Raw genomic sequence first — 13,288 nt, forward strand, 5'->3', positions numbered from 1 at the left:
GGTCTTCATCCCCTGGTGGAGCTTCGAACAAGGCGTTTGTTCAGATGGCCTTGAGCTGAACCCGCTTCTCCAGCTTCTCCGCATCCTCTTTCCGCTCACTGTAGCGGTCAGTGAGGTACGACGACGCATCTCGGGTAAGCCACGTAAACTTCACCAGCTCTTCGCAGACGTCGACGACGCGGTCGTAGTAGGACGACGGCCTCATCCGGCCATCGCCGTCAAACTCCTGGTAGGCCTTGGCAAATGAAGACTGGTTCGGGATCGTGATCATCCGCATCCAGCGACCGAGAATGCGCATCTGGTTGACCGCATTGAACGACTGGCTGCCGCCGGACACTTCCATGACCGCCAGCGTCTTGCCCTGAGTCGGTCGAACGGAGCCGAGGGAAAGCGGGATCCAGTCAATCTGGGCCTTCATGATGCCGGTCATCGCGCCATGTCGCTCCGGGCTGACCCAGACCTGGCCCTCGGACCACTCGGAAAGGTCGCGCAGTTCTTTCACCTTGGGATGGCTGATCGGCGCTTCATCGGGGAGTGGTAAGCCCTTGGGATCGAACACCTGTACCTCGCAGCCGAAGCGCTCCAGCAGGCGGCGAGCTTCGTGTGCCAGAAGACGGCTGTAGGAGATTTCCCGGAGTGAACCGTACAGGATCAGGATGCGCGGCTTGCGTGTCGAGAACGCGGGATGCAGCGCATCGAGATCGAGCATACACAAGTGTTCACTGGCGGCGGCAGGAAGTGTTTCAGACAATGCGCCGTCCCTTCTCATCGAGGACGCGCTCGCCATCCTCCTTCGTGAACGCACCCTTGTGAGTGTCTGGAAGGATATCGAGGACGAGTTCGGACGGACGGGAAAGACGGGTACCCATCGGCGTGATGACGAACGGACGGTTGATCAGGATCGGGTCCTTCAGCATGGCATCGAGCAACTGATCATCGGTCAGCTCCGGATTATCGAGGCCCAGTTCCGCATAGGGCGTGCCTTTCTCGCGGATCGCCTCACGGACCGTAAGCCCCGCATCGGTGATCGTCTGCGCGAGCCGGTCGCGTGTTGGAGGCGTGTTCACGTAGTCGATGACAGTCGGCTCGATACCCGCGTTGCGGATCATTTCCAGCGTGTTGCGCGACGTGCCGCAGGCCGGGTTGTGATAGATAGTGACGTCCATGATCATGCCCTTTCGGCAACGGCTTTTTCGACGATGGTGTTCTTGGCGACGGCAGTGCCTGCTTCGTACCAGCCCTTCGAGCGGTTCACGATCCAGACGACGGACAGCATCACCGGGACCTCGATGAGGACCCCAACGACGGTTGCCAGCGCAGCACCCGACTGGAAGCCGAACAGGCTGATGGCCGCCGCGACCGCGAGTTCGAAGAAGTTTGATGCCCCAATCAGTGCGGACGGTCCCGCAACGCAATGCTGTTCGCCAGTCATCCGGTTCAAAAGGTATGCCAGGCCGGAATTGAAGTAGACCTGAATCAGGATCGGAACTGCAAGCAGTGCGATAATCGTCGGCTGGGCGGTAATCTGTTCACCCTGGAAGCCGAACAGCAGGACCAAGGTTGCCAGAAGCGCCAAGAGCGACAGAGGCTGCAGCTTGGTGAGAAGCCCATCGAGAGCCCTCGTCGTGCCGTCGGCCATCAACATCTTGCGAAGGACCTGCGAGATCGCCACAGGGATCAGGATGTAGAGCGCGACCGAGATCGTCAGCGTGTCCCAAGGGACCGTGATTGCCGACAGTCCGAGGAGTAGGCCGACAATCGGCGCGAACGCGACAATCATGATGGCGTCGTTGAGTGCGACCTGGGAAAGCGTGAAATGCGGCTCACCCTTTGTCAGGTTCGACCAGACGAAGACCATGGCCGTGCACGGCGCTGCGGCGAGAATGATCAGGCCCGCGATATAGGAGTCGATCTGGTCTTCGGGCAGCCACGAACGAAACAGGTAGCCTACGAACAGCCAACCGAGCAGCGCCATTGAGAACGGCTTGACCGCCCAGTTGATGAACAGGGTGACGCCGATCCCGCGCCAGTAGCTGCCGACCTTAGACAATGATCCGAAGTCGATCCTCAGCAGCATGGGGATAACCATCAACCATATCAGGACGGCGACGGGGATGTTCACCTTGGCGATTTCCGCTGCCCCGACGACCAGGAAGACGCCTGGCATCAGATGACCAAGCGCGATGCCGACAACAATGCAGAGAAACACCCAGACGGTAAGGTAACGTTCAAACGTCGACATCAGCTTGCCTTTTCCTGAGGCTGCGTGGAGCCTTCCATCCTGCCGATCTGGCGCAGGTGCTGTTCGAGGGCGAGCTTGTCGATGGAGGAATGCGGCAGGCTGAGAAACGCCGATATGCGGTTCTTGACGAACCTTGCAGCTTGAGCGAAGGCCTTTTGCACCTCGACTTCTGTCCCTTCGACGACTGCCGGGTCTTCGACACCCCAATGTGCGGTCATGGGATGGCCAATCCACACAGGGCACGCTTCGCCTGCTGCGCTGTCGCAGACGGTGAAGATGAAGTCCATCTGCGGTGCGCCTGGCTCAGCGAAGACGTCCCAGCTTTTCGAGGAAAACCCCGTGGACGGATAACCGAGTGCGTCTAGCTCCCTGATGGCGTGAGGATTGACCTCGCCCTTTGGATTGCTGCCCGCGGAGTAGGCGCGGAAGCTGCCCTTGCCCTCGGCGTTGAGGATGGACTCGGCAAGAATAGAGCGATCGGAATTGCCCGTGCACAAGAAGAGCACGTTATAAACACGTTCAGACATTGGAGTTGTCCCTAGTGGTGTTGGTCCGACTTTAGAAAAATAAAGCCAGTCATGCGCTCACTCCCACGGGTGGGCAGCACGGCATGAGTTCGGCAATCAAAGGGGTGCAAATCTCCGCATTGCCGCCACAGCAGTCCTTGATCAGGAACAGTGTCAGTTCGCGGAACACATCGAGCTTTGCACGGTAGATGATTGAACGGCTGTGGCGCTCACCGGAGATCAAGCCAGCCTGTGTCAGCGTTTTGAGATGCGCAGACATGGTGTTTTGCGGCACGTCGACGATCTTCGCCAACTCGCCAACGGGCAGCCCGTCAGGCTCATGTTTGACGAGCAGCCGGAACGTGTCCAGACGAGTGCTCTGTGCGAGTGCGCCCAGCGCAGTGATGGCTTCCAAGTTATCCATATATCCAACCTATTGGATATATGGATACGAGTCAACGCGTTCTTCGAACTTTGAGCGCCTAGTACCTCTTAACAAGAATTTCTATGCCGGCACGACAGCCCGGCCTTCCCGACTGGGTCATCCGGTGTCCGACGGCACATAGAAAAACTCAATCAGAGAAACTCGTCCTCACACGCCCACGACAAATCCAAAAACGCGACTATCACAAATACTACTACTTCCCGTAGCAACAATATTCGGCTAGGACGGTTGCGCAACAAATTGCGCTGCCTTTTCCTGGAGTTCCGCTTTGCCTTTGTAAACCCCGGTCTCGCTTGTTTCACCACGTACGCCCGATAGCGATCGTCGCTGTCGGATCGCAACTCAATGCGTTCGTCGAGGTGACGGTTCGAGACCGGAATGGCATTGCCGACCTGTCGCCGCACAATTGCTTGTGCGGATCGAACCATCACCAACAACGCTGCCAGACCGCGTCCCCTGAACGGGTGCTCAAACCGTCGTCTTGATGGACTTCCAATCGGAAGAACCAGACGACATGTCTCACACATACCTGGTCCAGTGGACCATCAAACCCAAAATCGCGCCGCGTCCCTGGCTCGCCTGCAACCGTTGCCGAGCAGCACGTCCATTCGAGCCGAGCGGCAAGACACGGCTCAATGCCAATGGTCGGCGGCTGGATGCCTGGCTGATCTATCGCTGCTGCAGTTGCGACAGCACCTGGAACCGCCCCATCTTCGAACGCCGCCACATCCGCGATATCGATCCGCACACGCTCAACGCGCTTCAGACCAATGACGAAGCCTGGATCGAGAAGGTCTCTTTCGATCTCGACGGGTTGCGCCGGGATGCGGGGCAGATCGAGGAGTTTTCCGAGGTTCATGTGCAAAAGACGATTCTGAACCCGGCCGCCGAATCATCCCCGCCTCTGGAGATCGTTCTTGACCTGGCGATGAAAACATCGCTGCGAACGGAGCGGTTGCTATCCATGGAACTCGGCCTATCACGCAAGCGTATCGCCATACTTGAAGAGGCAGGCCGCCTCTCCACAGCACCATCGGGCAAGAACGCTCTACGGCGACCGGTGAAGGATGAAATGCGCATCACCATCGATCTTGCCGGCGAAGCCGATCGTAATGCAATCCTCAGCCGCGCCGGGCCTTAGCCGAAGATTGGCTGGGGTCTCGGCCCCGATCAAAGCGTGAAGAGCACGATGACGACAGCAAAGAGGGCTCCGTGCCATCGGCGCCCTCTCCTCGCATTCACAATCTTTAGAACTTTACGCCGATGCCGACGGTGAATTGATGCTGGTCGAAATCGACGTTGTAGCCGCCGACATCCTTGTCGCCATAGTCGTTGTAGCGATATTCGGCCCGACCGAACAGGCTGTCGGTGAAGGCGTAGTCGACACCGGCACCGATCGTCCAGCCATTGATGGTTTCCTTTTCCTTGGAAGCCCCAGGCACATCGACAAAGCCGCGCGTAATCGCCCAGCCGCTGGTCGCATAGACAAGTGCCTTGTCGTTGACGACGTAACCCAGACGGCCGCGGACGGAACCGGATACATCGGTTCCGGCTTCCGGAGAGGCGCCGAAGATATCGAAGGTCTTGTCGTTCCAGTTATAGCTGACATCGCCTTCGATACCGTAGACCCAATCGCCTTGTTGGTAGTTGAAGCCGGCGAAGGCACCGAGAAGGCCGCCATTGAAATCCTGTGAAGCGCTTCCGCCCGGCGTACTGAAATCGCCATTAAGCCAGCCGCCACCACCCTGTAGACCGACATAACCGCCGGTCCAGACAAAGGTAGGCGCTGCTTCCACGAGGGGCGCCGGCTCGAGGTTTTCGGTCAGATCGGCGGCCGATGCCGCGGGCGCGAAGGCGGCCGCAGCAATGATTGCAACAAGCACATGCCTGATCATCACAGATGCCTCCTGTTGGTCCGATAGAAAGACTACCAACTTATGTAGGGCGCGTCTGCCGAAAAGGCTCGCTGCAGTGCAAGAATAATGAATTGCGCTTTTAAATCAGCTGGTTGGAAACCGTCAACCGGGCCACGTCGGACACCGTGCCCTGCATCATCAGTTACCGACGATACGAGCGCCTTCCAGCCGATCACCCGGCTTGATGCCGAGCCGTTTGACGGTTCCGGCATTGAGTTCCAGCACATAGGCCACCGGCTCACGCGAATCGATGATCGCCTCGGAAAACGGCACGGCATCCTGATGGATCGTCCGCACAGTACCGCTCTTGTCGATGAACAGCATGTCGAGCGCCAGATAGGTGTTCTTCATCCACATCATCACCCGACGGGTATCACCGAAATCGAACAACATTCCGTGATCGGGTGCCATTGAGCGCCGAAACATCAGCCCCTGCTCCCGCTGATCGGCATCGATGGCAAGCTCGACCGTGAACTCATGGATCTTGTTGTCGGCCGTCACCAGCCGCATCCGGTCGCTGGTGAATTGCGCTTCCGCTAGCGCAAAGGCTGCAAACAGTAGCGCCGACAAAAAAAGCGCCGTGGCGGCGCTTCTTGCAGAAAAGGTTCGAGCCATCGACATCAGTGCGAACGGCTTGTCGGTGTTGGGCCATCGGGATGGATCTCGGCCGCCATCAAGCCCTTTTCACCGTCGCCGAAGCGCACGAGAACCACTTGGCCGGGGCGCAGTTCCGTCAGACCGAAACGGCGCAACGTTTCCATATGAACGAAGATATCCTCCGTGCCCTCGCCGCGCGTCAAGAAGCCGAAGCCCTTGGTCCGGTTGAACCACTTGACCAAGACACGTTCGAGGCCGCTCGTCGGCGTTACCTGCACGTGGGTTCTGATCGGCGGCAGTTGCGAGGGATGAATGGCCGTCGACTGATCCATCGACAGAATGCGGAAGGCCTGGTAGCCACGGTCGCGCTTCTGGATGAGAGCCACGACGCGGGCCCCTTCGAGCACCGTCTGATAGCCGTCGCGCCGCAGGCAGGTCACGTGCACCAGCACATCCTGCATGCCGTTATCAGGCACGATGAAGCCAAACCCCTTGGCGACATCGAACCATTTGATCACGCCGGTGATTTCGACGAGGTCGAGGGCGTCGCTGCCAAAGTCGTCATCATGCATGACGTCTTTTGAAGATGTCCTATCCGCCATTCTCTCCCAGCCCCTCGTTTACGCGCGACTACCGACTACGGTTAACTGATTCTTATTGACCAGAATAACATCGTCCCGCCGCTGGTGCGCAAGACCCTCGGCGTATTTTGGCCTGGATCCAATGTAGGGACGCAGCCTTGCCTCTGGCTTGCTGGCAGATAAGTATACGCCATCTTCTTCGAAACAGGGACATTGCAATGCGTTATCTGCACACGATGGTTCGCGTCAAAAATCTGGACGAGGCCTTGAACTTCTATTGCACGCTTTTCGGCCTCAGCGAAATCCGTCGCTACGAGAACGAGAAGGGCCGCTTCACGCTTGTCTTCCTGGCCGCCCCAGGCGATCTCGACCGGGCAAAGGGCGAACTCTCGCCGTGCCTCGAACTCACCTACAATTGGGACAGCGAAGATTATACAGGCGGTCGCAACTTCGGTCACCTGGCCTATGAGGTGGATGACATTTATGGCTTCTGCCAGCACCTGATGGACAACGGCGTAACCATTAACCGCCCGCCACGCGATGGGCACATGGCCTTTGTGCGCTCACCCGACGGTATTTCGATCGAGATCCTGCAGAAGGGCGAGAACCTGGCGGCGCAGGAGCCCTGGGCGTCCATGGCCAACACCGGCGCCTGGTAAGCCTCGCGCAATTCTGGCCGCCGATGATTGACGTCTGCAGCCGGGAGTTTCGGCTTGGCACAGTCGAGTCGCGGATCCGTTGAATTGACGAATGATCCGGGGCCCGGCATCGACACCGGGCCTTCGCATGCTTGGCGCATGTGGGCTCAAGGTTAGCGCCAGTTTACAAATCACGTATCGTTCAGTAACTTTCCGCGCGAAACGTTGATACGGGGTTCTATCCGCGATGTCTCGTGGCGACGCCCCTAACTGTATTTGGCCTAATCCTTCCCGCGGCGATCCGATTGGTCGCCGCGCGAAATTCGTGTTTGTTTGTTCTGGGCGATGTTTCGGAACTGAGACTTAATGCATGGAAAGGCGACGATCTCGCCGATCATGCACGGAGAGCGGGGATAGGACGTTGCAACATCGGGAAACAAGGGGAGCGCTGCTGGCAACTTTCAGCCGCGCAGCCGCGATATCCGTTTCGCTGTTCGCGTTGAGCGGCTGCGTGTCTGCCGTCGCTGATAGCGAAGCAGCAAATGCGTTGAAGGTAGAGGAAGCGCAAGACGCTCTGCAGGTCGCCGATTCGCCCCAGACCGGCGCGACCGTTCGCGACGCTCAAGTGTCGGCGGTTGGCAGCAACCCGCAGGCATCCCAAGGCAATAGCGCTCTCGCGCCGGGTCAGGCCCCCGCGCAACAGGGTGGGCCGCTGACCATGCAGAGCACGGGCCTGCGTGCGGCCTCATCGAGCATCTATGGCCAGGCTCCGGCCGCGGCCGGTCAAGCGGCGATGGCGGGCGCACAGCCGCAGGCGACGGGCTCCGTCCCGGCCACAGGCGCTGCCCAGCCGAGCATGAACGCAACGACGAACAGCCTCTTCAGCGGCAGCCAAGGACAGGGGCAAATCCAGCCTCAGCCTCAGCCTCAGCCTCAGCCGCAACCCCAGCCGATCATCCAGCCGCAGCAAGGCGCATCGAATGAGACTTCCGGCGCCCCGTCCGATACAGCAGTGATGGCCTATGCCGCCCCGGAAGGCGCTACTCTTCCCGCCTCGGTACCGCTGCCCTTGAGCGCGCAAGCCGCCCTCGGCGGCAAGACATCGCGCGTGCTTCAGCCCGTACAAGCTGTTGAGCAGGCGCAGGCGGCAACAGACGTGGCGACCCAGGCCGCCACGGCCACGCCGAACGCCAAGGCCAGCGAAAGCGGCTCCAAGGAAGTACCGAAGACCTGGACGCTTGCGAGCCTGTTTGCGGGAAAACGCAAGGAGAAACAGCAGCAGGAAACGGCGCGCGCAGCGCAGCCGGCTGAGAAAAAAACCATCACCACCAGCAACGCCAGCCAGCCGCAGATGGCCTCGCTCGCCTATCAGGGCCTGCCCGGCGTCAAGATGAGCCCGCTGTTCAGCGTGGCGCATGAAGACCACGCGGCGGACGAAGAGGACGCACCGGTTCAGGTCGCCTCCCTTTCCGGCTTGGCCCGTCTGGCACCAAGCGGCCTTATCCTGCAGACCGAAAAGGTCGAGGCCGGCTGCTTCAAGCCGGAGCTGATGCAGATGCTCAAACAGGTTGAAACGCATTACGGCCGCCAAGTGATGGTGACTTCGGGCCTGCGCCCGATCAAGGTCAACCGCGCAAAGCAATCCCTCCATACGCGCTGCGAGGCGGCAGACATCCAGGTGAAGGGCGTCAGCAAGTGGGAGTTGGCAGATTTCCTGCGCAGCATTCCCGGGCGCGGTGGCGTTGGAACCTACTGCCACACGGAATCGGTTCATATCGACATCGGCGCCCAGCGCGATTGGAACTGGCGCTGCCGCCGCGGCAAGGGCTGAAGGCAAGCCCTTGTTTCCATGAGCTAATCCGCAGGATCCGTCCATCTTTTCCGGCTTTTGCATTTTTTACAGAAAAATGAAAATTGCCGCTTGCGGTAATCAAATCGCCTGACTATAAGACGCCCACACAGCAAGTGCGCCCTTCGTCTATCGGTTAGGACACCAGATTTTCATTCTGGGAAGAGGGGTTCGACTCCCCTAGGGCGTGCCACTGTGNGCCCACACAGCAAGTGCGCCCTTCGTCTATCGGTTAGGACACCAGATTTTCATTCTGGGAAGAGGGGTTCGACTCCCCTAGGGCGTGCCACTGTGACCCTCCCCTTCAGATGATTTTGTTATTGGTGATCGGCAGTTTCTTGCCGAGAATTCAGCGTGCGCTCGAATATGCGATGCGCACATGCACGCCGAACGGGTGCAGATTTTTCCGTTTCTTTTTCACGGGAAAAGCACACGAATTTTCAGATTCACGCTTGCAGTCTGCAAAGGCGCTGCCTATAAGGCGCCCACACAGCAAGTGCGCCCTTCGTCTATCGGTTAGGACACCAGATTTTCATTCTGGGAAGAGGGGTTCGACTCCCCTAGGGCGTGCCACTGTGACNGGCGCCCACACAGCAAGTGCGCCCTTCGTCTATCGGTTAGGACACCAGATTTTCATTCTGGGAAGAGGGGTTCGACTCCCCTAGGGCGTGCCACTGTGATCCCCTCCCCAGCACATTCGTTTCCGTTTTGGCGCCGATTGCATCGACCCATGCCCCTCGGCTTCAGGCATCTGCGCCATGTTCTTAGCCGTTGATTTTTCCTGCATTTTCCCCAGAAAAACCTCAAAAATCCTGACATTAGCGCTTGCAGCCGGCAAAAGCGCTGACTATAAGACGCCCACACAGCAAGTGCGCCCTTCGTCTATCGGTTAGGACACCAGATTTTCATTCTGGGAAGAGGGGTTCGACTCCCCTAGGGCGNAGACGCCCACACAGCAAGTGCGCCCTTCGTCTATCGGTTAGGACACCAGATTTTCATTCTGGGAAGAGGGGTTCGACTCCCCTAGGGCGTGCCACTGTGACCTTCCCCTCGACATTGTTGATGTTCGGCCTGCACGTCTTCGCAGGACCAAAAATAGTCATGCTCCGTCCCGTGGCGCGGAGTACTTCTGCCCCGTCTCTGACGCAGGTTCACAGGAGATGACTGGACTCGATCCCGGCAGATAGTCATGCATTCCAAGCGGCACCGCAGAGCTTGACGGAATATAGATTCAGGCTGCCGGCTACATTGCCTTGGCAGCGTCGCTTACACGCAACTGCACGCGCCGCTGGCCTTGCCAAAGATCGGCCGAAACCGAACCCGCAACATGAATGGATGCGCCACGGCTGGCGAACAGGAAGTCGCCGAGCGGCGTCTCCACGGCCCGAAAGGCGATACCTTCGAGGCGGCTGCCGTCTTGCCCTTCGAGGGTCACCTTGATGTGGTTGGCTCCAACCTGGCGGCAGTCGCGCAGCCGATGCAGGGGGAAGGCGAAGACCGGCTGCGGATGGGCGGAGCCGTAGGGGCCGGCCTGCTCCAGCAGATCGATCAGTTCCAGCGTTGCGCCAGACGCGCCGAGCGCGCCGTCCACCTTCAGCGTCTGCACCGCAACGAGGTCCCGCACGGCTGCTTCAGCCTTCTCCTCAAAGAATTGGCGCAACCGGCCGAGCTTTGCCCGCTCGACCGTCAGGCCTGCGGCCATGGCGTGGCCGCCGCCTTTCACCAACAATCCGCCGTCGACGGCGGCACGAACCATCTTTCCCATGTCGAAACCAGCAATCGACCGACCCGATCCGGTGCCGCGACCATTCGGATCGAAGGCAATGGCAAAGGTCGGGCGACGGAATTTCTCTTTTATTCTCGCCGCGATCAGCCCGACGATACCGGGGTGCCAGTTCTCCCGCGCCGTCACAATGACGGAGGCGCCCTCGCCCGTGCCGTACTCAGCCAGAACCTCGGCCTCGGCCTCGGCCAACATCGCCGCTTCCATCGCCTGCCGCTCGCGGTTGAGCTCGTCGAGCCGTGCCGCAATCGTTTCAGCCGCAGCACTATCGTCCATCGTCAACAGGCGGCTGCCAAGCGCCGCGTCCCCGATGCGCCCGCCCGCATTGATGCGTGGCCCGACCAGAAAGCCGAGATGATATGGCGTCACGGGACCGCCGATCGCCGCCTTGCGCAACAGCGCGGCCAGCCCGACATTGCCCATATGCCGGGCTGCAATCAGCCCCTTGACCACATAGGCGCGATTGAGCCCCTTCAGCGGCACCACATCACAAACGGTTGCGAGTGCCACGAGATCGAGTTGCGCCAGTAGATCGAAAGTCCCAACGCGCGCATCACCAGCGGCGCGCAGCACCCGCACGGCATTGACGAGAACGAGATAGACGACGCCGGCAGCGCAAAGGTGCCCCTGGCCGGAGAGATCGTCCTCGCGGTTGGGATTGACCAGTGCATGGCATGGCGGCAACGTCGAGCCGACCTGGTGATGGTCGATGACGACGACGTCGATACCGCGTTGGGCCGCGACAGCGAGCGATTCATGGCTGGTCGAGCCACAGTCGACGGTGACGATGAGCCTGGCCCCGTTATCGATCAACTGTTCGATCGCCTGTGGGTTGGGGCCATAGCCTTCAAAGATGCGATCGGGGATGTAGATCTCGACCTCGAGCCCGAAATGTTCGAGGAAGCGCGCCATCAGCGCCGAGGATGCAGCGCCATCGACGTCGTAGTCGCCGAAGACCACTACCTTCTCGCGCCTGGATATTGCCAGCGACAGGCGCTCTGCCGCTTTGCGGCAGTCGGTCAAGGTGTCGGGGTCCGGCATCAGCGAGCGAAGCGTCGGGTCGAGGAAGGTCGCGGCATCGTCGAGCGAAACGCCACGGCCGGCCAGCACGCGTCCAATGAGATCGGAATAGCCATGAACCTGGCTGATCGCCAGCGCGCGGTTCTGCCCGGCCTGGTCGAGACGAGAGACCCAGCGCTGACCGCTGATCGATCGCTCGACGCCCAGAAAAGCTCGCTGTATCGGGTCTACCGGTTCTTCCATGCTGTCCACCTGCCTCAATCTCTTCGTTATTAGCGAACAATGCGCGCACGCAAAACCCGGCATGAAAAAGGCCCCACCGACGCCAATGGTCGATGGGGCCCGTTCTCAACAGCTTTGCACCTTGAGCTAGGCTGCCTTCGGCCGCTCGATGCGGATCACCTGCGGCTCGCCGACCAGATAGCCCTCGCTCTTGATCGCGACGATCGCATCGCGCACCGAATGCTCGGCGGTCGCGTGCGTCACCAAAATGATCGTCTGCGGCTCGTCCGATTCCTTCGGGTGCTTGGAATGCTGCATGATCGATTCCAGCGAAATGCCGTTTTCGGCCATGCGCGAAGCAATGCTCGCAAAGACGCCTGTGCGATCGACGACCTTCAGGCGGATGAAGTAGCCGCCTTCGTGGCTCTGGATCTGCGCGCGCTTGTAAGGCAGCAGCGCATTGGTCGGACGACCAAATGCGGGCACATGCTGGGCGCCAGGGCGGCTCTTGGCGATATCGGCGACGTCGCCGAGAACGGCCGACGCCGTCGCGTTGCCGCCGGCACCCGGACCGACCATCAGCAGCTCGCCGAGAATATCGGATTCGATCGCGACCGCATTGGTGACGCCATCGACCTGAGCGATCACCGAATCATAGGGAACCATCGTTGGATGTACGCGCTGCTCGATGCCGCTTTCGGTGCGCTGGGCGACCCCGAGAAGCTTGATCCGGTATCCGAGATCGGCCGCGGCATTGATATCGTCGATGGAGATATTGGTGATGCCTTCGAGATAGATGTCGTCGGCCGCAATCGCCGTGCCGAAGGCAAGGCTCGTCAGGATCGATAGCTTGTGGGCGGTATCGTTGCCTTCGATGTCGAAGGCCGGGTCGGCCTCAGCATAGCCGAGCCTCTGGGCTTCCTTCAGGCAGGCCTCGAAGGACAGACCCTCCTTCTCCATCTTCGTCAGGATGTAGTTGCAGGTGCCGTTCATGATCCCGTAGACGCGCGAGATCGTGTTGCCGGTCATGGATTCGCGCAGCGCCTTGATGACGGGAATGCCGCCAGCAACGGCAGCTTCGTAGTTGAGCAGCGCGCCGTTGTTCTCGGCAATGGCCGCAAGCTCGATGCCATGTGCTGCCAGCAACGCCTTGTTGGCGGTGACGACATGGATACCACGGCCGAGCGCCGTCTTGACCGCAGCATAGGCCGGGTCGCCGGAACCGCCCATCAATTCGATGAAGACATCGATATCGGCATTGGCAGCGAGCGAGACGGCATCGTCGAACCAGGTGGTCTTCGACAGATCGACTCCACGATCCCTGGAGCGGTCACGCGCCGTTACGGCTGTAATTTCGATTGCCCTGCCACATGTCGTTGCCAGCATCTCGTGACGATCCTGGAGGATTCGCACGAGCGAGGCACCGACGGTACCCAAGCCCGCAATGCCAATTTTGAGGGCATCTGCCATAGCCATTTCCTAACATGTG

General features: G+C 59.8%; 13 protein-coding genes and 6 tRNA genes. 9 read left to right on the forward strand and 10 right to left on the reverse strand.

The annotated features are described in order from the left end of the window. Positions 1-40: 40 nt before the first annotated feature. The 5 genes from arsH to ASD03_RS13525 are packed head-to-tail and all read right to left on the reverse strand — an operon-like array spanning position 41 to position 3,172. Positions 41-769: an arsenical resistance protein ArsH gene (gene arsH / locus ASD03_RS13505; protein WP_025426893.1), complete on the reverse strand. Its 729-nt coding sequence runs from the start codon at positions 767-769 to the stop codon at positions 41-43. Continuing rightward, positions 744-1,172: an arsenate reductase (glutaredoxin) gene (gene arsC, locus ASD03_RS13510; protein WP_225906175.1), complete on the reverse strand. Its 429-nt coding sequence runs from the start codon at positions 1,170-1,172 to the stop codon at positions 744-746. The genes arsH and arsC overlap by 26 nt, the downstream gene beginning before the upstream one ends. Next, positions 1,169-2,242 carry an ACR3 family arsenite efflux transporter gene (arsB, locus tag ASD03_RS13515; RefSeq protein WP_057205006.1) on the reverse strand — a complete coding sequence of 358 codons (1,074 nt, stop codon included), beginning with the start codon at positions 2,240-2,242 and terminating at the stop codon, positions 1,169-1,171. Before arsB ends, arsC begins: the two co-directional genes overlap by 4 nt. Continuing rightward, on the reverse strand, positions 2,242-2,769 hold the full coding sequence (locus ASD03_RS13520; protein ID WP_057214170.1) for an arsenate reductase ArsC: 528 nt from the start codon (positions 2,767-2,769) through the stop codon (positions 2,242-2,244). Before ASD03_RS13520 ends, arsB begins: the two co-directional genes overlap by 1 nt. A 49-nt stretch (positions 2,770-2,818) precedes the next feature. Continuing rightward, positions 2,819-3,172 carry a metalloregulator ArsR/SmtB family transcription factor gene (locus ASD03_RS13525; RefSeq protein WP_025426889.1) on the reverse strand — a complete coding sequence of 118 codons (354 nt, stop codon included), beginning with the start codon at positions 3,170-3,172 and terminating at the stop codon, positions 2,819-2,821. Positions 3,173-3,707: 535 nt separating this feature from the next. Between ASD03_RS13525 and ASD03_RS13530 the strand changes: the two genes are divergently transcribed. Further along, complete coding sequence (locus ASD03_RS13530; protein WP_057205010.1) at positions 3,708-4,334, forward strand: DUF1062 domain-containing protein; 627 nt, start codon at positions 3,708-3,710, stop codon at positions 4,332-4,334. Between the two features lie 106 nt (positions 4,335-4,440). On the opposite strand, the gene ASD03_RS13535 is transcribed toward ASD03_RS13530, so the two are convergent. From ASD03_RS13535 to ASD03_RS13545, 3 genes are all read right to left on the reverse strand, one after another. Further along, positions 4,441-5,088 carry an outer membrane protein gene (locus ASD03_RS13535; RefSeq protein ID WP_057214173.1) on the reverse strand — a complete coding sequence of 216 codons (648 nt, stop codon included), beginning with the start codon at positions 5,086-5,088 and terminating at the stop codon, positions 4,441-4,443. Between the two features lie 159 nt (positions 5,089-5,247). Then, positions 5,248-5,730, reverse strand: a complete 483-nt coding sequence (locus ASD03_RS13540; protein ID WP_025426886.1) for a DUF192 domain-containing protein — start codon at positions 5,728-5,730, stop codon at positions 5,248-5,250. Beyond that, entirely contained in the window at positions 5,730-6,308 is a 579-nt protein-coding gene (locus ASD03_RS13545; RefSeq protein ID WP_025426885.1) for a cold-shock protein, read from the reverse strand. The genes ASD03_RS13540 and ASD03_RS13545 overlap by 1 nt, the downstream gene beginning before the upstream one ends. A gap of 197 nt (positions 6,309-6,505) precedes the next feature. Between ASD03_RS13545 and ASD03_RS13550 the strand changes: the two genes are divergently transcribed. The 8 genes from ASD03_RS13550 (at position 6,506) to ASD03_RS13585 (ending at position 9,810) form a co-directional block, all read left to right on the forward strand. Next, positions 6,506-6,946, forward strand: coding sequence for a VOC family protein (locus ASD03_RS13550; RefSeq protein ID WP_025426884.1), 441 nt, complete (start codon positions 6,506-6,508; stop codon positions 6,944-6,946). Between the two features lie 400 nt (positions 6,947-7,346). Next, on the forward strand, positions 7,347-8,756 hold the full coding sequence (locus ASD03_RS13555) for a YcbK family protein (protein WP_057214177.1): 1,410 nt from the start codon (positions 7,347-7,349) through the stop codon (positions 8,754-8,756). 136 nt (positions 8,757-8,892) lie between these two features. After that, positions 8,893-8,967, forward strand: a tRNA-Glu gene (locus ASD03_RS13560). A gap of 21 nt (positions 8,968-8,988) precedes the next feature. Next, positions 8,989-9,063: transfer RNA gene (locus tag ASD03_RS13565), tRNA-Glu, on the forward strand. 209 nt (positions 9,064-9,272) lie between these two features. Next, positions 9,273-9,347, forward strand: a tRNA-Glu gene (locus tag ASD03_RS13570). 26 nt (positions 9,348-9,373) lie between these two features. Next, a tRNA-Glu gene (locus tag ASD03_RS13575) sits at positions 9,374-9,448 on the forward strand. A gap of 197 nt (positions 9,449-9,645) precedes the next feature. Further along, a tRNA-Glu gene (locus tag ASD03_RS13580) sits at positions 9,646-9,717 on the forward strand. Positions 9,718-9,735: 18 nt separating this feature from the next. Further along, positions 9,736-9,810: transfer RNA gene (locus ASD03_RS13585), tRNA-Glu, on the forward strand. Positions 9,811-10,017: 207 nt separating this feature from the next. Here the strand turns inward: ASD03_RS13585 and recJ are convergent. After that, positions 10,018-11,820, reverse strand: a complete 1,803-nt coding sequence (gene recJ, locus ASD03_RS13590; protein WP_057205021.1) for a single-stranded-DNA-specific exonuclease RecJ — start codon at positions 11,818-11,820, stop codon at positions 10,018-10,020. A 126-nt stretch (positions 11,821-11,946) separates the two neighbouring features. Then, positions 11,947-13,269 carry a homoserine dehydrogenase gene (locus tag ASD03_RS13595; protein WP_025426881.1) on the reverse strand — a complete coding sequence of 441 codons (1,323 nt, stop codon included), beginning with the start codon at positions 13,267-13,269 and terminating at the stop codon, positions 11,947-11,949. Between the last annotated feature and the right edge of the window lie 19 nt (positions 13,270-13,288).

Source organism: Ensifer sp. Root127 (assembly GCF_001425225.1).
Classification (GTDB): Bacteria; Pseudomonadota; Alphaproteobacteria; order Rhizobiales; family Rhizobiaceae; genus Ensifer; species Ensifer canadensis.

Excerpts from the sequence above, each read along its gene's own strand:
- arsH (WP_025426893.1), bottom strand. The coding sequence starts at position 769 with ATGAGAAGGGACGGCGCATTGTCTGAAACACTTCCTGCCGCCGCCAGT.
- arsB (WP_057205006.1), bottom strand. The coding sequence starts at position 2,242 with ATGTCGACGTTTGAACGTTACCTTACCGTCTGGGTGTTTCTCTGCATT.
- ASD03_RS13520 (WP_057214170.1), bottom strand. The coding sequence starts at position 2,769 with ATGTCTGAACGTGTTTATAACGTGCTCTTCTTGTGCACGGGCAATTCC.
- ASD03_RS13550 (WP_025426884.1), top strand. The coding sequence starts at position 6,506 with ATGCGTTATCTGCACACGATGGTTCGCGTCAAAAATCTGGACGAGGCC.
- ASD03_RS13595 (WP_025426881.1), bottom strand. The coding sequence starts at position 13,269 with ATGGCAGATGCCCTCAAAATTGGCATTGCGGGCTTGGGTACCGTCGGT.
- ASD03_RS13545 (WP_025426885.1), bottom strand. The coding sequence starts at position 6,308 with ATGGCGGATAGGACATCTTCAAAAGACGTCATGCATGATGACGACTTT.
- ASD03_RS13530 (WP_057205010.1), top strand. The coding sequence starts at position 3,708 with ATGTCTCACACATACCTGGTCCAGTGGACCATCAAACCCAAAATCGCG.
- ASD03_RS13535 (WP_057214173.1), bottom strand. The coding sequence starts at position 5,088 with ATGATCAGGCATGTGCTTGTTGCAATCATTGCTGCGGCCGCCTTCGCG.
- ASD03_RS13540 (WP_025426886.1), bottom strand. The coding sequence starts at position 5,730 with ATGTCGATGGCTCGAACCTTTTCTGCAAGAAGCGCCGCCACGGCGCTT.
- recJ (WP_057205021.1), bottom strand. The coding sequence starts at position 11,820 with ATGGAAGAACCGGTAGACCCGATACAGCGAGCTTTTCTGGGCGTCGAG.
- arsC (WP_225906175.1), bottom strand. The coding sequence starts at position 1,172 with ATGATCATGGACGTCACTATCTATCACAACCCGGCCTGCGGCACGTCG.
- ASD03_RS13525 (WP_025426889.1), bottom strand. The coding sequence starts at position 3,172 with ATGGATAACTTGGAAGCCATCACTGCGCTGGGCGCACTCGCACAGAGC.